Annotated in this window: 21 protein-coding genes; 16 read left to right on the top strand and 5 right to left on the bottom strand. The window is 64.6% G+C overall.

The genetic code is table 11. From position 1 onward, the window contains the following. The first annotated feature begins 25 nt into the window (after positions 1-25). From napE to ACVIIW_RS14525, 10 genes are all read left to right on the top strand, one after another. The gene (gene napE, locus ACVIIW_RS14570) at positions 26-211 is read left to right on the top strand and encodes a periplasmic nitrate reductase, NapE protein (protein WP_456701383.1); all 186 of its coding nucleotides are present in this window, start codon (positions 26-28) and stop codon (positions 209-211) included. Between the two features lie 25 nt (positions 212-236). Beyond that, entirely contained in the window at positions 237-551 is a 315-nt protein-coding gene (locus ACVIIW_RS14565) for a chaperone NapD (RefSeq protein WP_456701382.1), read from the top strand. 16 nt (positions 552-567) lie between these two features. Continuing rightward, positions 568-3,081: a nitrate reductase catalytic subunit NapA gene (napA, locus tag ACVIIW_RS14560; protein WP_456701381.1), complete on the top strand. Its 2,514-nt coding sequence runs from the start codon at positions 568-570 to the stop codon at positions 3,079-3,081. After that, positions 3,078-3,548: a nitrate reductase cytochrome c-type subunit gene (locus ACVIIW_RS14555; protein ID WP_456701380.1), complete on the top strand. Its 471-nt coding sequence runs from the start codon at positions 3,078-3,080 to the stop codon at positions 3,546-3,548. The genes napA and ACVIIW_RS14555 overlap by 4 nt, the downstream gene beginning before the upstream one ends. Next, positions 3,545-4,210, top strand: a complete 666-nt coding sequence (locus ACVIIW_RS14550) for a NapC/NirT family cytochrome c (RefSeq protein ID WP_456701379.1) — start codon at positions 3,545-3,547, stop codon at positions 4,208-4,210. The genes ACVIIW_RS14555 and ACVIIW_RS14550 overlap by 4 nt, the downstream gene beginning before the upstream one ends. Positions 4,211-4,298: 88 nt before the next feature. After that, entirely contained in the window at positions 4,299-5,414 is a 1,116-nt protein-coding gene (locus ACVIIW_RS14545) for an ATP-dependent DNA helicase (RefSeq protein ID WP_456701378.1), read from the top strand. Positions 5,415-5,742: 328 nt separating this feature from the next. Continuing rightward, entirely contained in the window at positions 5,743-6,444 is a 702-nt protein-coding gene (gene msrA / locus ACVIIW_RS14540; protein ID WP_456701377.1) for a peptide-methionine (S)-S-oxide reductase MsrA, read from the top strand. Between the two features lie 32 nt (positions 6,445-6,476). After that, positions 6,477-6,896: a peptide-methionine (R)-S-oxide reductase MsrB gene (gene msrB / locus ACVIIW_RS14535; RefSeq protein ID WP_456701376.1), complete on the top strand. Its 420-nt coding sequence runs from the start codon at positions 6,477-6,479 to the stop codon at positions 6,894-6,896. Positions 6,897-7,029: 133 nt separating this feature from the next. Then, positions 7,030-7,194 carry a DUF3309 family protein gene (locus tag ACVIIW_RS14530; RefSeq protein ID WP_177243031.1) on the top strand — a complete coding sequence of 55 codons (165 nt, stop codon included), beginning with the start codon at positions 7,030-7,032 and terminating at the stop codon, positions 7,192-7,194. Positions 7,195-7,406: 212 nt separating this feature from the next. Then, positions 7,407-7,700 carry a hypothetical protein gene (locus tag ACVIIW_RS14525; protein WP_027532521.1) on the top strand — a complete coding sequence of 98 codons (294 nt, stop codon included), beginning with the start codon at positions 7,407-7,409 and terminating at the stop codon, positions 7,698-7,700. A gap of 139 nt (positions 7,701-7,839) precedes the next feature. On the opposite strand, the gene ACVIIW_RS14520 is transcribed toward ACVIIW_RS14525, so the two are convergent. Both ACVIIW_RS14520 and ACVIIW_RS14515 read right to left on the bottom strand, forming a co-directional pair. Next, positions 7,840-8,418: a DUF4112 domain-containing protein gene (locus tag ACVIIW_RS14520; protein ID WP_456705155.1), complete on the bottom strand. Its 579-nt coding sequence runs from the start codon at positions 8,416-8,418 to the stop codon at positions 7,840-7,842. A 59-nt stretch (positions 8,419-8,477) separates the two neighbouring features. Beyond that, positions 8,478-8,903: a DUF5413 family protein gene (locus ACVIIW_RS14515; protein WP_456701375.1), complete on the bottom strand. Its 426-nt coding sequence runs from the start codon at positions 8,901-8,903 to the stop codon at positions 8,478-8,480. A 146-nt stretch (positions 8,904-9,049) separates the two neighbouring features. Between ACVIIW_RS14515 and ACVIIW_RS14510 the strand changes: the two genes are divergently transcribed. From ACVIIW_RS14510 to ACVIIW_RS14500, 3 genes are all read left to right on the top strand, one after another. Further along, positions 9,050-9,295, top strand: coding sequence for a hypothetical protein (locus ACVIIW_RS14510; protein WP_456701374.1), 246 nt, complete (start codon positions 9,050-9,052; stop codon positions 9,293-9,295). Between the two features lie 35 nt (positions 9,296-9,330). Continuing rightward, positions 9,331-9,555 carry a hypothetical protein gene (locus ACVIIW_RS14505; RefSeq protein ID WP_456701373.1) on the top strand — a complete coding sequence of 75 codons (225 nt, stop codon included), beginning with the start codon at positions 9,331-9,333 and terminating at the stop codon, positions 9,553-9,555. Between the two features lie 181 nt (positions 9,556-9,736). Then, entirely contained in the window at positions 9,737-10,108 is a 372-nt protein-coding gene (locus ACVIIW_RS14500; RefSeq protein ID WP_456701372.1) for a hypothetical protein, read from the top strand. A gap of 72 nt (positions 10,109-10,180) precedes the next feature. Here the strand turns inward: ACVIIW_RS14500 and ACVIIW_RS14495 are convergent, their stop codons facing one another. Together ACVIIW_RS14495 and ACVIIW_RS14490 are read right to left on the bottom strand one after the other, a co-directional pair. Beyond that, complete coding sequence (locus ACVIIW_RS14495; protein WP_456701371.1) at positions 10,181-11,764, bottom strand: hypothetical protein; 1,584 nt, start codon at positions 11,762-11,764, stop codon at positions 10,181-10,183. A 37-nt stretch (positions 11,765-11,801) separates the two neighbouring features. Next, positions 11,802-13,094 (bottom strand): adenylosuccinate synthase, encoded by a 1,293-nt coding sequence (locus ACVIIW_RS14490; protein WP_456701370.1) that lies wholly within the window; start codon positions 13,092-13,094, stop codon positions 11,802-11,804. A 439-nt stretch (positions 13,095-13,533) separates the two neighbouring features. On the opposite strand from ACVIIW_RS14490, the gene ACVIIW_RS14485 reads away from it, so the two are divergent. Both ACVIIW_RS14485 and ACVIIW_RS14480 read left to right on the top strand, forming a co-directional pair. Further along, a complete protein-coding gene (locus ACVIIW_RS14485; protein ID WP_456701369.1) occupies positions 13,534-14,466 on the top strand; it encodes a DMT family transporter in 933 nt (310 codons plus the stop codon). Positions 14,467-14,586: 120 nt separating this feature from the next. Beyond that, a complete protein-coding gene (locus tag ACVIIW_RS14480) occupies positions 14,587-15,522 on the top strand; it encodes a DMT family transporter (protein ID WP_456701368.1) in 936 nt (311 codons plus the stop codon). An 80-nt stretch (positions 15,523-15,602) separates the two neighbouring features. On the opposite strand, the gene ACVIIW_RS14475 is transcribed toward ACVIIW_RS14480, so the two are convergent. Next, positions 15,603-17,288 (bottom strand): methyl-accepting chemotaxis protein, encoded by a 1,686-nt coding sequence (locus tag ACVIIW_RS14475; protein ID WP_456701367.1) that lies wholly within the window; start codon positions 17,286-17,288, stop codon positions 15,603-15,605. 257 nt (positions 17,289-17,545) lie between these two features. Between ACVIIW_RS14475 and ACVIIW_RS14470 the strand changes: the two genes are divergently transcribed. Next, complete coding sequence (locus tag ACVIIW_RS14470) at positions 17,546-18,589, top strand: C-terminal binding protein (RefSeq protein ID WP_456701366.1); 1,044 nt, start codon at positions 17,546-17,548, stop codon at positions 18,587-18,589. Positions 18,590-18,672 lie beyond the last annotated feature (83 nt).

The following is an 18,672-nucleotide window of genomic DNA, read 5'->3' as shown; positions in this document are numbered from 1 at the left end:
CCAAACCATTTCGAAGAGACCGAATATGTCGGGCCCTGACGACACGACCCCGCGCGTACGCCGCAAGCGCATGGAGATTTTTGCGTTCCTGTTCCTGACCGCGGTCGTGATGCCCGTCCTCGCGGTCGGAACCGTCGGCTCTTACGGCTTGGGCGTCTGGATCTACCAGATGTTCGCCGGTCCTCCCGGTCCGCCGAGCGCCCCGCATTGATCCCGCGAAGCGAAAGACAGGCGTCATGACTCCAGCCACACTCAACCGCCGCGCATTGATCACAGGCCGGGTGCTCAGCGCCGACCGCGTCGTCGGCCCTCCGGGTTACGAGATCGCCAGCATCATCGTGCAGGCCCGCCCCGAGCGCCTCACCGAAGTCGAGGCCGAGATCAGCGCGCTGCCGGGTTGTGAGATCCACGGCCGCGACGTCAGAGGAAAGCTCGTCGTCGTGACCGAGGCGCCCGATGCCGGCAGCCTCGGCACCATGCTCAACACCATTCAATCGCTGCGCGACGTCTATTCCGCGGCGCTCGTCTTTCACGCCATCGAAACGACTTGAGGTCGGGAGAGCCATCATGACATCGCCGAAGCTCGACCGCCGCCAGATGCTCAAGCTCGAGGCCGCCGCGATTGCGGCCGCCGCGGCCGGCATGTCCGCGCCTGCGCTCGCCGCCAATCTCGTCACCGAGCGCGACACATCCGAGTTGAAATGGGACAAGGCCGCCTGCCGCTTCTGCGGCACCGGTTGCTCGGTAATGGTGGCAACCAAGGACAACCGCGTCGTCGCCACCCATGGCGACATCAAGGCCGAGGTCAATCGCGGCCTCAACTGCGTCAAGGGCTACTTCCTCTCCAAGATCATGTACGGCCACGACCGCCTGACACAGCCGATGCTGCGCAAGACGGAAGGCAAGTATGACAAGAACGGCGACTTCACGCCTGTTCCCTGGACCGAAGCCTTCGACATCATGGAGACGAAGTGGAAGGAGGCGATGAAGAAGCGCGGGCCGAACGGCGTTGCCATGTTCGGCTCCGGCCAGTGGACGATCTGGGAAGGCTACGCGGCCTCAAAACTGTTCAAGGCCGGCTTCCGCACCAACAACATCGACCCGAACGCGCGCCACTGCATGGCCTCGGCCGTCGCCGGCATGATGCGCACTTTCGGCATCGACGAGCCCGCCGGCTGCTATGACGACATCGAGGCGACAGACGCCTTCGTGCTGTGGGGCTCCAACATGGCGGAGATGCACCCGATCCTGTGGACGCGTCTGGCCGACCGACGGCTCTCCGCGCCGCACGTCCGCGTCGCCGTGCTCTCGACCTTCGAGCACCGCTCGTTCGACCTTGCCGACATCGGCATGGTGTTCAAGCCGCAAACCGACCTCTACATCCTCAACGCCATCGCCAACCACATCATCAAGACCGGCCGCGTCAACAAGGACTTTGTCGCCGCCCATACGATTTTCCGCCGCGGCCAGACCGACATCGGCTACGGCCTGCGGCCGGAGCATCCGCTGCAGAAGAAGGCAACGGGCGCGGGCAAGGCCAACGACTCCACTGACATGAGCTATGACGAGTACGTCGAGTTCGTCTCCGGGTACACGCTGGAGAAGGCGGCGCAGATGTCCGGCGTACCGGTGAACCGGCTCGAGGCGCTGGCGGAGCTCTATGCCGATCCAAAAACAAAAGTGGTCTCGTTCTGGACCATGGGCTTCAACCAGCACACCCGCGGGGTGTGGGCCAACAACCTCGTCTACAACATCCACCTGCTGACCGGAAAGATCTCCGCGCCCGGCAACAGCCCGTTCTCGCTGACCGGCCAGCCCTCGGCCTGCGGCACCGCGCGCGAGGTCGGCACCTTCTCGCACCGCCTGCCCGCCGACATGGTCGTGACCAACAAGGAGCATCGCGACAAGACCGAGCGTATCTGGCAGCTGCCGGAGGGCACCATTCCCGACAAGAACGGCGCCCACGCCGTGCTGCAGAGCCGGATGCTGAAGGACGGCCTGATCAACGCCTATTGGGTGCAGGTCAACAACAATTTGCAGGCCGGTCCCAACATCAACGAGGAGACTTATCCGGGCTTCCGCAATCCCGACAATTTCATCGTCGTCTCGGATGCCTATCCGTCGGTGACGGCGCTCGCCGCCGATCTGATCCTGCCGACCGCGATGTGGGTGGAAAAGGAAGGCGCCTACGGCAATGCCGAACGGCGCACGCAGTTCTGGCACCAGCTCGTCCAGGCGCCGGGCGAAGCCAGATCCGATCTCTGGCAGCTCATCGAGTTCTCCAAGCGGTTCAAGATCGATGAGGTGTGGCCCGAAGAGCTGATCGCCAAGAAGCCGGAGGTTCGCGGCAAGACGCTGTTCGAGGTGCTCTACAAGAACGGCCAGGTCGACAAGTTTGCTGTGACGGAGATCGAGGAAGGCTATTCCAACGAGGAATCCAAGGCGTTCGGCTTCTACGTGCAGAAGGGACTGTTCGAAGAGTACGCCCAATTCGGCCGCGGCCACGGCCACGACCTCGCGCCGTTCGAAAGCTATCACAAAGAACGCGGCCTGCGCTGGCCTGTCGTCAACGGCCAGGAAACACGCTGGCGTTTCCGCGAGGGCAGCGATCCCTACGTCAAGCAGGGCACCGACGTGCAGTTCTACGGCTACCCCGACGGCAAGGCGCGCATCTTCGCGCTGCCTTACGAGCCGCCGGCGGAATCGCCCGACAACGACTATCCGTTCTGGCTCTCGACCGGCCGCGTGCTGGAGCACTGGCATTCCGGCACCATGACGCGTCGCGTGCCCGAGCTCTACAAGGCTTTTCCGGAAGCCGTCTGCTTCATGCATCCGGACGATGCGTCGGAAGCCAAGCTTCGCCGCGGCGACGAGGTGAAGGTCGTCTCCCGCCGCGGCTTCATCCGCGCCCGCCTCGAAACGCGCGGCCGCGACCGGCCGCCGAAAGGCCTCGTCTTTGTGCCGTGGTTCGACGAATCCAAGCTGATCAACAAAGTGACGCTGGACGCGACCGATCCGATCTCGCTGCAAACCGACTTCAAGAAATGCGCCGTGCGCATCGAGCGGGTGACCCAGTCATGATGAAACGATTTGGCATGGCCCTGCTCGCCTGCGCGATTGCCGCCGGCGCGAACCCGCTCATTGCGCAGACCGTGACGTCGGACCTGCGCGGCCCGACCCCGCTCAATGACGAGGGCCCGGCACCGCCGATGCTGCCGAACCGCAACACCTCGGAGAGGGAATCGCGCAACTATCCGGAGCAGCCGCCTGTCATCCCGCATACCATCGACGGCTACCAGATCGACCTCAACGGCAACAAATGCCTGTCCTGCCACGCGCGGGCGCGCACGGCGGAATCGCAGGCGCCGATGGTCTCGATCACCCACTTCATGGACCGCGACGGCCAGTTCCTGGCCTCGATCTCGCCACGCCGTTTCTTCTGCACCGAGTGCCACGTGCCGCAGAACACGGCGACGCCGCCCGTGAGCAACGACTTCGTCGACATCGACACGCTGCTGTCGCGCGCAAGCCCGGGTGGCCGGCGATGACGACGACCGCCGACGAGCCCAATGAAAAACTGAAGGAAAAGCTGGGGCCCAAGCGCGGCTTCATCGCGCGAGCCTGGGATTTCGCGCTCGAGCTGTGGAGCGTGCTGTCGCGGCCGAGCACCGTGTTCGCGCTCGGCACGCTCGTGCTGGCGGGCTTCGCCGCCGGCGTGATCTTCTGGGGTGGCTTCAACACCGCGCTGGAACTGACCAACACCGAAAAATTCTGCACCAGCTGTCACGAGATGAAGGACAATGTCTTCGCCGAGCTGAAATCGACCATCCACTTCACCAACCGCTCCGGCGTGCGCGCGACCTGCCCGGATTGCCATGTGCCGCACAACTGGACCGACAAGATCGCGCGCAAGATGCAGGCCTCCAAGGAGGTCTGGGGCAAGATCTTCGGCACGATCGACACCCGCGAGAAATTCCTCGATCATCGGCTCGAGCTCGCCGCGCATGAATGGGCGCGCTTCAAGGCCAATGATTCCCTGGAATGCCGCAACTGCCACAGCGCCGATTCCATGGACATCACCAAGCAGTCGCCGCGGGCCTCGGTGGCGCATCAGCGCTTCCTGTTCACGGGCGAGAAGACCTGCATCGACTGCCACAAGGGCATCGCGCACCATTTGCCCGACATGCGTGGCGTTCCGGGCTGGCAGTAGGACCGATCCGGGCCGCTTGAACCGGCGGGGCGAATGGTTAGTTTTGGGGGATGCGAATCGCATCGTTTCGCCCCTCCTCAAGACAGACATGACAAACTTCTCTCCGCATCAGGATGCCGCGCTCAAGGCCGTTGGCGACTGGCTCAAGGCCAAGCCCGGCCGCAACGGCACGCCGCCGATTTTCCGCCTGTTCGGCTTTGCCGGCACCGGCAAGACCACGCTTGCGCGGCATATCGCCGAGGGCGTCGATGGCGAGGTGAAATTTGCCGCCTTCACCGGCAAGGCCGCGCTGGTCATGCGCAACAAGGGTTGCGACGAGGCTTCCACCATCCACTCGCTGATCTACCGCGCCCGCGAGTCCGGCGAGGAGCAGCCGAGCTTCGAATTGTGGGACGACGCGCCCGCCTCCAAGGCCAAGCTGATCGTGATCGACGAATGTTCGATGGTCGATGCCGAGCTGGGCCGCGACCTGATGTCGTTCGATTGCCCGCTGCTGGTGCTGGGCGATCCCGCGCAGCTGCCGCCGATCCAGGGCGGTGGTTTCTTCACCAACACCGAGCCCGATGCGATGCTGACCGAGGTGCACCGCCAGGCGCAGGACGATCCGATCGTTCGGATGTCGATGGACGTGCGCGAGGGCCGCGAGCTCGACATCGGCCGCTACGGCGAGAGCGAGGTCGTATCGCGCAAAGAGCTCGATCCTGATCGCGTCATGGGCGCCGACCAGGTGCTGGTCGGCCGCAACAACACGCGACGCGCCTACAACATGCGGGTGCGGCAGCGCCAGAACATCGAGGATGTCTTCCCTGTCGCCGGCGACAAGCTGGTGTGCCTGCGCAACAACCGCAAGAAAGGCCTGTTCAACGGCGGACTGTGGCGCGTGAAGTCGCGCAACACCTCGCGCTCGAAGTCGCGCATCCTCTCCATGCGGCTGTCGCCCGATGAAGACTTTGGCCACAAGGTCACGAAAGTCTCGGTGCGCGCCGACTGCTTCGAGGGCGGCATCGAGCAGATCGCCTGGGAGCAGCGCAAGCCCTACGATGAATTCGATTACGGCTACGTGCTGACCGTGCACAAGTCGCAGGGCTCGCAATGGGACGACGTCGTGCTGTTCGACGAGAGCTTTGCGTTTCAGGACTCGCGAGCGCGGTGGCTGTACACGGGCATCACGCGCGCGGCGAGAAGGTTGAGTATCGTCGTCTAGAGCGGAAATCCCCTACTTCCCCGCCACGAAATCAAAATCCGGCGCGATCAAATGGCCAGGTCGTCGCCGGCTTGCGGTTCGGGCTCGGCCATCGCGACGCCGGCGACAAGGTGGCCGATATCAGGGAGACCATGCGCAGCATGTTGTCAGGTACCCCGGAGTTCCCAGTGTCGCCAAGCCGGACCGGCGGCAGCGGCTTTTTTCACGGACTCGTGTCGTAACATTCGTCGGGTCGGCCCGTATCTCCAGGTGTCTGAAAACGCCAGGCAGGCTGTTCGCCCGCCCCCAACCGCCCTAAACTGTCAGGCCTTCCGAAAGAGGATCCGCCATGCGCCGCTCCGTCCTGTCCCTGCTCGCCGCCACCACCGCCTTGACGCTGGCCTTCGCCGCACCGACCCGGGCCGCGGAAGACGCCGTGGTCATTCCCGCCCCTGCACTGGACGCAACCTCGGCAAGCGGCATCCAGACCGCGGTGGTCGCCGGCGGCTGCTTCTGGGGCGTGCAGGGCGTGTTCCAGCACACCGCCGGTGTCGTCAACGCCGTGTCCGGCTATGCCGGCGGCAGCAAGGCGACGGCCGACTACGAGACGGTCTCGACCGGCCGGACCGGTCATGCCGAGTCGGTCGAGATCAAGTTTGATCCGAAGAAGATCTCTTACGGCAAGATCCTGCAGATCTACTTCTCGGTGGCGCACGACCCGACCCAGCTCAACCGCCAGGGGCCCGACACCGGCACGCAATATCGCTCGGCGATCTTCACCACCTCGGACGAGCAGAAGAAGGTCGCGGAGGCCTATATCGCCCAGCTCAACGGCGCCAAGGTCTTCAGCAAGCCGATCGTGACGAAGGTCGGCGCGCTGGAGGCGTTCTACCCGGCCGAGGCCTATCACCAGGACTATCTGACGCTGCACCCGACCCAGCCCTACATCGCCTACAACGACATCCCGAAGGTCGAGAACCTGAAAAAGCTGTTCGCGGATAACTACATTGAGAAGCCGACGCTGGTGAATGCCAGCAAGGCCACCAATTGATCCCAGAGATCACCAGACAAAACGGGAGACCCATGCCCGACACCAAGATGAAAACCACCGACGACAAGGTCATCAAGAGCGAAGAGCAGTGGCGGCGCGAATTGTCGCCGATGCAGTACGCGGTGCTGCGCGAGAAGGCGACCGAACGCCCCTTCTCCGGCGAGTATGAGCACGACCACCGTGCCGGCACCTATGTCTGCGCCGGCTGCGGCAACGTGCTGTTCGAATCCGACGCGAAGTTCGATTCCGGCTGCGGCTGGCCAAGCTTCACCGCGCCTGCCGTCGAGAGCCATATCGACGAGGAGCGGGATACGACGCACGGCATGATCCGCACCGAGGTGCTCTGCTCCAAATGCAGCGGTCATCTTGGCCATGTCTTCCCCGATGGACCGGGACCGACCGGCCTGCGCTACTGCATCAATTCAGCGGCGCTGAAGCTCGAGCCGAAATAAAGGTTGCGCGCCGCCGGGTTGCCCCGATGGAACCCGGCGGCGCGATATGCTTTTCTCGTCCGGCGGTGCAGCCGATGAGCGCTTTCGGGCGGCCGCCGGGAAGGATGCAAAGGAGGGCGCCAAGGAGGACACCGTGACACTCGGGACCATCCTGATCATCCTGGTGATCATCTATCTCTTGGGCGGCTGGTCCGGCCGGATCGGCGGATATGGCTACGGCATGGGCCATTCCGGCATGGGGATCGGCGGCGTCATTCTGGCGGTGCTGCTCGTCCTGGTGCTTCTTGGGAAGATATGAACCATATAAGCTACTGAAATCGCTCGATTTTTTTGCTCTGCGGAGCTGCCATGCGTGGATTCATCATCTCGCATCGCAGGGGTCGCATTTTTGTCAAAACGGCCTATATTAGAGGACGAAAATGACATGCGGCGGGCCCGCTTGACTGCAGCCTCCGCCCTCCCAAACCCCACGCGCTTAAAGCCCCAGACAAGATCACGAGGTCTTTGACCATGCGTCCACTGCGTCCGTTCAACTTCAACACTTCCGCCGAGCTCTTCCCCGCTGCCATCCGCAAGAAGAAGCGCGCGGGCTTCACCTATCGCCGGTTCGGCACTGCTGCCGAGGCCGTGCAGTTCGCGATGGAGCAGCTGCCGACGGATTCGCTGAATGGCGCCTATCTCCAGGTCGAGGAAGCCCGTTTCGACCAGAACGGCATCCGCTCGCTGTATGAGAGCGAGGCATTCCCGCTGCCGCGCCACCGCAAGCCGGAGCCGGTGGCCGAGACCGACGCCGACGCGGCGTAAATTTTCCGAAAAACCCCGATGTGCGCGGACAGCGCGATGGCTGAAAGGTCATCGCGCTTTTTGCGTTTTGGTTCAGAAGCAAGACCAAGACTCTCGTGCCCCGGACACGAGAGAAGGAAGGCCGAGGAAGCAAGGAGCCCTACATCCGGGGCTGCTTGTCGAGCCAGCGGCGCAGCAGGCGGACGTTGCGCATATTGGCGCGGAACATGACGTCGAAGGCGTCGCCGGCGAACGGCACGATCCCGACAACGCCGTCGACTGCGACATTGCCCAGCATGCGCGCGGTGATGTACCAGGGCGCGCCAAGCGCGCGGGCCTCACGCACGAGCCACAGCGAGATCGCGGTGCTGATGATGTCGCCGACGACAGGGATCAGACCGATCAGCCCGTCGATGCCGTAGCGGATATTGGTGCCGGGCAGGACGAACGCGACGTCGAGCAGCTTTGCGATCGCCTCGAACCGCGCGATCCGCTGCTCGCGCGTCAGATTGCCGAATGGATTGGCGTTGCCGAATCCTCGGCTAAATCCTCGGCCAGATCCTTCCCCGAACTCGAAACGAAATTCGCGAAACCCCTGCTCCAGGGTCTCGGGGCGGATCTCATGGCCCTCCTGGTCGATGATCGGCGCGCGCGTCTGGCGGCCCGAGAAGTCGGCGCGCGGATGCGTCCCGGAACGGGGCTTGCGCGGTGCGAGAATGTCGTCATCAGGCATGGTCATGGCCATTGGAGAACGCCGTGACGCAGCAGAGGTTGCTGCGTCGCGTCAGGAAGTCGCGCTCAGCTTGCCGCCGCTGCCGGTTGCGGCTCCTCGACATAGTGATGCACGATCCAGGATGACAGCACCGACGGCACGAAACCGACCAGCCCGTACAGGATGAACTGCACCGCGCCGGAATCCGGCCCGCGCGAGCCATAGGTGAACGCAGCCAGGATGAAAGCGAACAGCCCGACCAGCAGCATCCGCAGCCCCGGCCGGACCCGCCTGACGTGGATCAGGATGTCGTCGACCGCGCCGATCATCAGCGAGGGCAGCAGGCCGAACAGATAGCTGTATTGCAGGCTCTTGAAGAACACGGCGAACAGCTTGCCGACCTCGTCGAGACTCGTCTGCGTCCAGTAGCCGGACTGGTAGGTCGTCGTCAGCAGCAGCAGGAATCCGCCCACGAACGGACCAACGAGCGCAAACACCAGATAGCGTTTCATCGAGGACTCCTCATCCGCCGACGGATTTTATAGCAGCGCGCCGGGAACCTTGGATAGCGGGTTACCGCGGCTCGAAGGAGGAACAAGTGGCAAGGCGACGAGTTCAGACAGGACCTTGAAATTCACCGTCAGATCTGGAGCCGCCGATGCCTCGTAAATTGTTGTTGCTGGCGACGATCACGCTCTCGGCCCTCGGCGGCCTGTCGAACACGCCCGTGCTCGCCCAAGGCCATATGGGCTCACCGCAGGAACAGAATGCCTGCTCGCGTGATGCCTCGCGGCTGTGCCGCAAGGATCTCGGCAATGACGGTGCAGTGCAAGGCTGCCTGCAGGCCCATCGTGCGAAGCTGTCGCGATCCTGCAGCAAGGTGTTCGAGAGCCACGGCATGTGAGGGTCCGCCGACCCGGGCGAACGGAGAACGACGTGATGTTGCGGGAGGAACAGCTTTCGATCCTCAGGGACATCAGCCAGTCCGTCGCCTTCGCCGACGATCGGAACGGCAAGGTCGGCGAGCTGATCGCGGACGGCTACGTGACGAAGGATGGCGACCTGTTCGAACTGACCGCCAAGGGGATCACGGCTGTCGAGGAGCACGCCGCCCTCGCGGCGAGCGACGGACCGACGAGCGCATCGTCCGATCAATCGACCTGAGCGCGTAACCCCATATTGCGTGACGGACGCGCAACATCTGCGAATTCCTTCGCGCCTCCCATTGAAGCTTCGCGACTTTGGCGCATACTTCGCTCGGGCGGCGCAGCACTTTTCGATTCGAACATCAAGAAATCGAGCGACCACATGCGGGGGCTGGAGTCCCCGGCGTGAAGGCTGTGACATGCGACATTTCAAGCCGCGTGCGGCGCCCCAAAACCAAGTGGTTCAATCCACGGAACTCGGGGACGCATCCTTCATGACACGCAACCAGACCATCGCTTCGCCACTCAAGACCACAGCTTCGCTGTTGGCCGTCGCCGCCACCGCCCTCACCCTTCAGGCATCACCCAGCCTCGCCTTCTCGTCCGAAGCGCAGCAGATGTGCTCGGGCGATGCGATGCGGCTATGCTCCTATGAAATCCCTGACATCCGGCGCATCACCGCCTGCATGGTGCATAAAAAGGCCCAGCTCAGCCCCGGCTGCCGCGCCGTGATGGACCGCGAGCACGCAGCCGCCACCGCAGCCCGCAAGCGGGAGGCGGCCGCGGAGTAAGGCCGGCAAATTTCAGGTAGCAGCAGCTGCCCGCTGGAGGTCTCACCTCTCCCCTGGGGGAGGTGAGAAGCCTCAGTCACCCCACTGGGCGAAGGCGTCGTTGAAGGCGCGCTCGCCGGGGGCGCCCTTCTCGATCGCGATGATGGCGCGGCGCTGGTTGGCGTAGACCAGCGGCACATCGAACCACGAACGCTCCTTCAGGAGCTGGACGTTGCGGGCACGGTCGGCATCGACGTTGGAGAGGCCGACGAGGAAGAAACCGTCGGTGACCTTGACCGCGAGGCCCGCGAGCGGCGTGCCGCGCGCCTGCTCATTCGACTTCATCAGGATGCCCGGCACGTTGGAGACGCTGCCGCCAGGAAAGTCCGGCGGCAGGATGAAGGTCAGCTCGGCCGTGTGGCTCGCCGGCAGCGACGAGTCGGTGTTGCGACGGAACGACATCGTCATCTTGAACTTGCGCTCGGGGATCTCGATGTCGGCACGCACGGCGACGTCGGCCTTCTGGTTGCCCGACGCCTTGATCGGTTCGAGCCGCCACACCACCGAGCCGACATATTGCTTGCCCTTCGGGTCGGACGGATCCTCGTCATAGAGCACGACCTTCTGCGCCACCGGCGCGGCAGGCTGGTCGCTGGCCGAGGGCTGGCCGACGCGATCCGGAATCTTGGGCTTGCTCTGCGGCTGCGAACTATCCTTCGGCGCCTCCACCACCTGGGTAGGGGACGACTTGAACATATTGGTCGCGGTCTGGACCAGCTGTTTGCCCCAAAGGATACCGGCGCCGACCAGGATCAGCACGATGCCGATGGCGATCGCGCTCTTGAACGGGAACACGGAGCCTCTGCCGGCGCGCTTCTTGGCGTCCTGATTGGGCGCGATGCGCGGACGCGGCGACGGCGGCGTGTAGCGTTCGGCCTCCTCCATCGACTCGTCATAGGAATAGGGCGCATCGGGCTCGGCGGCGCGATTTTCCAGGCTCGGCTCCAGCCGGTCGAATTCCGGCGTGGGCGAGGGCACGTTGGCGTAGGTCCGGCGCGCCGCGCGATTGGCCTGCGCGGCGGCTCCGCCGAGATCGTTGACGTCGGCCGTGATGTCGCGGAACCCGCGCACGCCCGGTGCCGGCGGCAGCGGAGGCGGTCCGCCGTCCTGTGGACGGCGCGGAGGCGAGCGATCGCGCCCGGCCGGCGGTTCCGGCGGAGACGGCTGGCGTGGCGCATCGAAACGCGGAGCGCGCGGCGGACGCGGAGCCTCGCCCTGGTCGTCGCTGCCGAGCGGCGGACGGTCGTTGCGCGGCGCCGCAGTTCGGGCCCGCGGCGGCGCGGACGGCTGAGGGGGTGCGGACGGGTTGGTCTCGGCGGCACGGGCGCTGGCGCGGCGGAACGCATCGCCGCTCCCGCCCCCACTGCGGGCGCCGCCGCCCGGGCGCGAGGCCTCGCGGGCGCGCAGGGCGGCCTCGGATTCGACCTTGCGGACGGCCTCTTCCAGCGACAGCCGCTCGCGGGTGATCTCGGATTCGGACAGCGGCGGCTGCACGCTGCGCAACTGGGCGATCAGGGCCGTGCGCGCACGCTCATAGAGCGCGCGCCGGCTTTCGCCGGGAGCGTTAGGGTCCAGGGCGGCAATAGCGCGGGCGATCAGCGGATAGTAATCAGCCATTTCTACTCAACTATATCCGCGTCCTGGTAAGAGATCGTTAAGCCTCAAACGGGTTTTGCACCAGGATAGTATCCTCGCGTTCGGGGCTGGTGGAAAGCAGCGCGACCGGGCACCCCACCAATTCCTCGATCCGGCGGACATATTTGATGGCCTGGGCCGGCAGCTGGGCCCAGGAGCGGGCGTTGGCCGTCGGCTCCTTCCAGCCCTCGATGGTCTCCCAGATCGGCTCGACCCGGGCCTGGGCGCCCTCGCCGGCCGGCAGATGATCGATCTCCTTGCCGTCGAGCTTGTAGCCGACGCAGACGTCGATCGAATCGAAGCCGTCGAGAATGTCGAGCTTGGTCAGCGCCAGCCCGTTGATGCCGCAGGTCCGCACCGTCTGGCGGACCAGGACGGCATCGAACCAGCCGCAGCGGCGGGGCCGGCCGGTGTTGGTGCCAAATTCGCGGCCGCGCTCGCCGATCTTGCGGCCGACCGCGTTGTCCTGCTCGGTCGGGAACGGGCCCTGGCCGACGCGGGTCGTGTAGGCCTTGCACAGGCCGAGCACATAACCGACTGCGCTCGGTCCCAGACCGGCGCCGGTCGCGGCCTGCGCCGCCACCGTGTTGGACGAGGTGACATAAGGATAAGTGCCGTGGTCGACGTCGAGCAGCGCGCCTTGCGCGCCCTCGAACAACATGCGCTTGCCGGCACGCCGCTCGATGTCGAGCAGGCGCCACACGGTTTCCGCGTAGGGCAACAGTTGCGGCGCCAGCGCGCTCAGCTCCTTCAGGATCTCCTTGCCGTCGAACTCCGGCAGGTTGAGGCCGCGACGGAGCGCGTTGTGGTGCGCAAGCAGCCGGTCGATCTTGTGCGGGAGCGTATCGAGATCGGCGAGGTCCATCAGGCGGATGGCGCGGCGACCGACCTTGTCCTCATAGGCGGGTCCGATGCCGCGGCGGGTGGTGCCGATCGCGGTCGCGGCATTGGAGGATTCGCGTAAGGCGTCGAGCTCACGGTGCAGCGGCAGGATCAGGGTGACGTTCTCGGCGACGCGCAGGTTTTCCGGCGAAACCGCAACGCCCTGCGCCCTGAGCTTGGTCACCTCGTCGAGGAAGGCCGCGGGATCGAACACCACGCCGTTGCCGATCACGGAGAGCTTGCCCTCGCGCAGCACACCGGAGGGCAGCAGCGCGAGCTTATAGGTCGCGCCGTTGATGACCAACGTATGGCCGGCGTTATGGCCACCCTGGAAGCGAACGACGATGTCCGCCTGCTCCGACAACCAGTCGACGATCTTGCCCTTTCCTTCGTCGCCCCACTGGGCGCCGACGACGACAACATTGGCCATTCGCGGGTAATCCTTCGAAGAATACTCTCTTAAGTGGCATGATCCAATCGGAAAACCGGTACCCACTTTTCCGGGATCATGCCTGCGCCCAGCCCAATTCCCGGCCTGGTGCCGTTCGTACGCGGGGCAGCCCCACCGGATAAAGGAAGCGGCCTTCCTAAGCAAGCAAGAACGGGGCTTTTTGAGGATCCAATGCCCGATCCAAGCCTTTGATATCCCCCGAAAATCCGGAAATCTTCGCCGGCCATGCGCAGATCTCGACCAAAGCGCTAGGCGCAGCACCTGCCGCTGCATGGTCGCGTTGCACCTGCCGCCGTTGATGCAACCTCGATTTCCATGTCTTTGAACGGTGCCGGCTCTCAACCGGTCCGGACGAAGCCGGGCCGCAGGCCTTGGCGTTCTTCTTGGTGCATTCCACCGCGGGGCCATAACAATCACGATGTCCGCCACCGGCCAGACCACGAGCGCCGAAACATCCGGCCAGCACTGGATTGCCAACCAGCCTTATCTCCTGCTCGGCATCACCGCGCTGTGCTGGGCCGGCAACGCGATTGTGGGACGGATGGCCGCCGGACACATCCCGCCGGTGACGCTGTCCTTCCTGCGCTGGACCTTCGCCTTCCTGCTGGTGCTGCCGTTTGCCTGGAAGCACCTCGCCCAGGACTGGCCGGCGATCCGCAGCAAATTCGGCCTGATGATCGCGCTCTCGATCACCGGAATCGGCGCTTTCAACACACTGCAATATTGGGCGCTGGAACATACCCAGGCGCTCAACACCCTGCTGCTGCAGTCGGCCGCGCCTCTCGTCGTGGCGCTGTGGTCGCTCGCCATCCTCGGCATCCGTCTGACTGCGGCGCAGGCCTTCGGCGTGGCTCTCTCCATGTGCGGCGTGCTGATCATCCTGCTGCATGGCGATCTCACCACGCTGTCGAACATCGCCTTCAACAAGGGCGACCTGATCTTCATGGTCGCGCTGATCATCTTCGCGCTTTATTCCGTGCTGACCCTGAAGCGGCCGCCGATCCACGGCCTGTCGTTCCTTGCTTTCACCTTCGGCGCCGGCGCGGCGTGCCTCGTTCCGCTGGAGATCTGGGAGCTATCGGCGCGCCCCGTCATGAAGCTGGACGAGCCGAATCTGCTCACCCTGTTCTATGTCGCGGTGTTTCCATCGACGCTCGCTTATCTCTGCTTCAACCGTGGCGTCCGGCTGATCGGCGCTAACCGCGCCGCGCCGTTCTTCCACGTCGTGCCGGTGTTCGGCTCGATCATGGCGATGGCCTTCCTGGGCGAGCGGCCGCAGGCCTTCCACTTCATCGGCTTCGCGCTGGTGCTGTCGGGCGTGTTCGTGGCGTCACGCAAGCAGGCGACCTAGTTTCGCTGTTCAATATATTGACCGCCAATGGCACCTCTCGGGTCGCAGCTGCATCGTAGCATTGCGGCGGTGTGACTTGTGTCGTGACGGCGAACCGGCGCAAGCTCGCGCTCGACGCCAATGACGATCGCCTCGCCCGCGCCCCCCGCATCAAATCCCGCCAGCTGGCTCAACGACCAGCCCTATTTGCTGTTGAGCCTGAGCTCGTTGTTCTGGGCCGGCAACATCGTGATCGCGCGCCATGTCGGCGCGCATGTGCCGCCGCTCACGGTGACCACGATCCGCTGGTTCGGCGTGTTCCTGATCCTGCTGCCGTTCTCGTGGCCGCACCTGAAGCGCGACTGGCCCGCATTGCGGAACAGCCTGCCGCTGATGCTGTTCCTGTCGCTCGTCGGCTTCGCCTTCAACAATGCGATTTCTTACTGGGCCCTGCAATATACCGAGGCGCTGAACGCGCTGCTGATCCAGTCGGCAGGTCCGCTGTTCGTGGCGCTGTGGTCGCTGGTGCTGTTCGGCGTGCGGCTCACCGGCGGGCAGCTTGCCGGGATCGCGATATCGTTGATCGGCGTGCTGATCATCATCCTGCGCGGTGATCTCGCTGCGCTGGCGAGCATCTCGTTCAACAGGGGCGACATCATGTTCGCCTCCTCGCTGGTCGCGTTCGGAATCTACTCCGCCTTCATCCCGCGGCGGCCGAAGGTTCATCAGCTGTCGTTTCTGTCCTTCACCACATGCTGTGGCGCCATGATGCTGCTGCCCACGGCGGTCTGGGAAGGATGGAGCGGCCGGGCGCTGCATTTCGACACCGAGACTCTGATGACGCTCGGCTACATCCTGATCTTTCCCTCGACCCTCGCCTATCTCTTCTTCAACCGCGGCGTCGCGCTGATCGGGCCGAACCGCGCCGCGCCGTTCTTCCATCTGGTGCCGGTGTTCGGCTCGGCGATGGCGATCCTGCTGCTCGGGGAGAAGCTCCAGCCGTTTCACCTGATCGGCTACGCGCTGGTGCTCGCCGGCGTCGTCATCGCGTCACGACAGGGGTCTGCGGTGAGATAAATCGCGACTGCTCAAGAAAAGGAAAAGGTGGGCGCGGCGCTTGCGCGTCATCGCCCACCGACCGAATTCAGCGCCAGGAATCAGGCCGCCCGAACCTTGGCGAGGAAGCCGTCCACCGCACTGCGCAGCGCGCCGGACTGGTGATCCAGCTCGCGCGCGTTGGTCAGCACGTCGCCGGCCGCAGCGCCGGTCGCTTGCGCGGCCGACGTGACGCTGCCGATATGGGCGTTGATCTCGCTCGAGCCGGCCGCAACCGACTGGATGTTGCGGGCGATCTCGCGGGTGGCCTCGCCCTGCTGCTCGATCGAGGCCGAAATGCCGGCGGTGATCTCGCTCATCTCGGCGATGGTCTGCGTGATGCCGCCGATCGCTGCGACGGCATCGCTGGTGGAAGTCTGCATCGCCGCGACCTGGGCGGAGATTTCCTCGGTCGCCTTGGCGGTCTGGTTGGCCAGCGCCTTGACCTCGGAGGCGACGACGGCGAAGCCGCGACCGGATTCACCGGCACGCGCGGCCTCGATGGTGGCGTTGAGCGCGAGCAGGTTGGTCTGCGCCGCGATCGAATGAATGAGCTTGACCACCTCGCCGATCTTCTCGGCGCCGGTGGAGAGCTCCTGCACCGTGGCGTTGGTACGTTCGGCGTCGCTGACGGCACGGCTCGCCACTTCGGTCGAGCGCGTCACCTGGCGGGAGATTTCCGCAACCGAGCTCGAGAGCTCTTCGGCGGCGGCGGCGACCGTGCCGACATTGCCGGAGGCTTTCTGCGAGGCCGCGCCGACCGTTGCTGCCCGCGAGGAGGCATCGCTGGCGGTCGCGGTCATCGACTGCGCCGTCGACTGCATGCCGGCCGCGGCCGAGGACACCGAGCGGACGATGCCGTTGACACTGCGTTCGAAGTCGCTCGCGATGTCTTGCATCGCGCTGCGACGTTCCGCCGCCGCACGCTCCATCGCCGCCGTTTCGGTCTTCTCGAGGTCGCGGATGCGAAGCGCATTGTCCTTGAAGATCTGGACGGTCGCAGCCATCGCGCCGACCTCGTCGCCGCGGCCGACGCCGGGGATGTCGCCCTCCAGCTTGCCGTCGGCGAGGTCCTTCATGCGGGCGCCGAGCAGGGCCAGCGGGCGGCTGATGCTGCGGCCGAGCATCCAGGCGACGCTGCCGGCGATAACGACGATGACGAGCATCGCGAGGCCAAGCAACCAGTAGATCGGAACCATCTTGGCATCGATATCTTCAAGATAGCCGCCGGTGCCGAGATACATGTCGAAGCCGGGAACGGCCGCCGAATAGCCGACCTTGCGGATCGGCTTTTCCTGGCCGGGCTTCATGTACTCGTAGAACAGCAGCATCGAGCCGTTGGCCTTGACGCCGTCCATCCAATCCCTGGAGAGATTGCGGCCATTGGTCAGAATGTCCATGCGGTTCTGGCCAACCTGCTTCGGATCAGGCGCGAGCTGGGTGATGCCGTCATAGGACGTGCCGAACAGATAGCCCGTGCCGTTGTCGTAGGTCATCGCGTTGCCGTAGCGACGAAGCTCGGCCATGGCCGCATCCTTGGTCAGCTCACCGGCATCGACGCGCTTCTTCAGATTGCCCGCGAAGCTGAGCGCCACTTCCACGATGGACTTGGTCTGGTCGATGCGCGCATTCACCATCTCGCGCTTCATCAGATATCCGGCGAGAACCCCGGAGATACACAAACCGAACAGGGTGACGCCGACGAGGATGCCAAGCTTGGGGGCGATCTTCAGATTGCTCAACTTCACGGGATGGACTCCGGAGAAAAGGGATACGGGCACGCGAGTGAATCGATCGAAATTGACTCAGCATTTAGTATGAGACCCCTTAGCAAGTTACTTACAGGCCTCCGTAGAAGCCCCTAGGCCGCCGGGAACAACGGTGAACAATCGCGGCGGCGTCAACCGGGAATTGTACGCACTCGCGCCGATTTCGCGTAAAAGACGCAAAGGCCCCACGAGGCCGAGCCGCAACAAGAACCGACAAACCAAATCGGGAGCAGGACATGCCGAAATACAGGGTGGTGACGCCGAAGGGCGCGAGCTTCACGGTCGCGGGCAGCGATTATTCCTACGAGCGCGAGGCGCTCGATCCGATCGATGCCGAGATCGTCGAGGCGCCGGCCAACGAGGCGGAGTTCATCGCCGCCGCCAGACATGCCGACGCGATCTACGCCAAGGCCATCCCGATCACCAAGAACATCATCGACTCGCTGGAGAACTGCAAGGTGATCACGCTCGGCTCGGTCGGCGTCGACAGCGTCGACATCAAGGCCGCGACCGCGCGCGGCATTCCCGTCACCAACATCCCCGATACCTTCATCGAGGAAGTCGCCGACCACGCCATGATGCTGCTGCTGGCAGGCTTCCGCCGGCTGATCGAGCAGGACAAGATGGTGCGCACGGGCCGCTGGTCCGAGGGCCGGCCCGCGCTGCTGAAGATCCCGCGATTGATGGGTCAGACGCTCGGCTTCATCTCGTTCGGCCGCGTCGCGCGTGCGGTTGCGAAGCGCGCCGCTCCCTTCGGACTGCGCATGATGGCCTACGATCCCTTCATCCAGGAAACGCTGATGTACGACCACGGCGTGATGCCGGCAACGCTTAACGAGGTGCTGTCGCAGTCCGACTTCGTGTCAATGCACGCCCCCGCCCGGCCCGAAGTGCATCACATGCTGACCGAGAAGCATTTTCGGCAGATGAAGAAGGGCTCGGTCTTCATCAATACGGGGCGCGGCGCCACGGTCGACGAGGAGAGCCTGATCAAGGCGCTGCAGGAGGGCTGGATCGCGCACGCGGCGCTCGACGTGCTGGAAAAGGAACCGCCGTCGCACAACAACCCGATCCTGAGCATGGAGAACGTGACCCTGACCGCCCATGTCGCCTCGGCCTCGGCACGGTTCGACGAAGCGCGCAAGCGCCGGGTGGGCTACGAATTGTCACTGGTGCTTCAGGGCATGTGGCCGGTAAGCTGTGTCAATCCGTCGGTGCTGCAAGACACCGCGCTCCGCCGCTGGCAGCCCGTCAGCATGGATCGCGGGCCCAACAGCTGAGGCGGCCGGCGCAACGCGCGCCGCGGGACGGCAAAAGACCGAGACGGCCCTTCACCGGCGATCAACGCCGGGAAGGGAGACAT

This window comes from Bradyrhizobium sp. USDA 4449, from assembly GCF_054056275.1.
Note: the sequence above shows the minus strand (reverse complement) of the source record. Positions and strands in the feature narration are given on the sequence as shown.

Bases quoted from the DNA above. Each gene is read 5' to 3' on its own strand.
- ACVIIW_RS14545 (WP_456701378.1), top strand. From the start codon at position 4,299: ATGACAAACTTCTCTCCGCATCAGGATGCCGCGCTCAAGGCCGTTGGC.
- ACVIIW_RS14495 (WP_456701371.1), bottom strand. From the start codon at position 11,764: ATGGCTGATTACTATCCGCTGATCGCCCGCGCTATTGCCGCCCTGGAC.
- ACVIIW_RS14480 (WP_456701368.1), top strand. From the start codon at position 14,587: ATGACGATCGCCTCGCCCGCGCCCCCCGCATCAAATCCCGCCAGCTGG.
- ACVIIW_RS14485 (WP_456701369.1), top strand. From the start codon at position 13,534: ATGTCCGCCACCGGCCAGACCACGAGCGCCGAAACATCCGGCCAGCAC.
- ACVIIW_RS14490 (WP_456701370.1), bottom strand. From the start codon at position 13,094: ATGGCCAATGTTGTCGTCGTCGGCGCCCAGTGGGGCGACGAAGGAAAG.
- ACVIIW_RS14525 (WP_027532521.1), top strand. From the start codon at position 7,407: ATGCGTCCACTGCGTCCGTTCAACTTCAACACTTCCGCCGAGCTCTTC.
- msrA (WP_456701377.1), top strand. From the start codon at position 5,743: ATGCGCCGCTCCGTCCTGTCCCTGCTCGCCGCCACCACCGCCTTGACG.
- ACVIIW_RS14550 (WP_456701379.1), top strand. From the start codon at position 3,545: ATGACGACGACCGCCGACGAGCCCAATGAAAAACTGAAGGAAAAGCTG.
- ACVIIW_RS14505 (WP_456701373.1), top strand. From the start codon at position 9,331: ATGTTGCGGGAGGAACAGCTTTCGATCCTCAGGGACATCAGCCAGTCC.
- ACVIIW_RS14520 (WP_456705155.1), bottom strand. From the start codon at position 8,418: ATGACCATGCCTGATGACGACATTCTCGCACCGCGCAAGCCCCGTTCC.
- ACVIIW_RS14470 (WP_456701366.1), top strand. From the start codon at position 17,546: ATGCCGAAATACAGGGTGGTGACGCCGAAGGGCGCGAGCTTCACGGTC.
- ACVIIW_RS14510 (WP_456701374.1), top strand. From the start codon at position 9,050: ATGCCTCGTAAATTGTTGTTGCTGGCGACGATCACGCTCTCGGCCCTC.
- napE (WP_456701383.1), top strand. From the start codon at position 26: ATGTCGGGCCCTGACGACACGACCCCGCGCGTACGCCGCAAGCGCATG.
- ACVIIW_RS14565 (WP_456701382.1), top strand. From the start codon at position 237: ATGACTCCAGCCACACTCAACCGCCGCGCATTGATCACAGGCCGGGTG.
- ACVIIW_RS14515 (WP_456701375.1), bottom strand. From the start codon at position 8,903: ATGAAACGCTATCTGGTGTTTGCGCTCGTTGGTCCGTTCGTGGGCGGA.
- msrB (WP_456701376.1), top strand. From the start codon at position 6,477: ATGCCCGACACCAAGATGAAAACCACCGACGACAAGGTCATCAAGAGC.
- ACVIIW_RS14500 (WP_456701372.1), top strand. From the start codon at position 9,737: ATGCGACATTTCAAGCCGCGTGCGGCGCCCCAAAACCAAGTGGTTCAA.
- napA (WP_456701381.1), top strand. From the start codon at position 568: ATGACATCGCCGAAGCTCGACCGCCGCCAGATGCTCAAGCTCGAGGCC.
- ACVIIW_RS14555 (WP_456701380.1), top strand. From the start codon at position 3,078: ATGATGAAACGATTTGGCATGGCCCTGCTCGCCTGCGCGATTGCCGCC.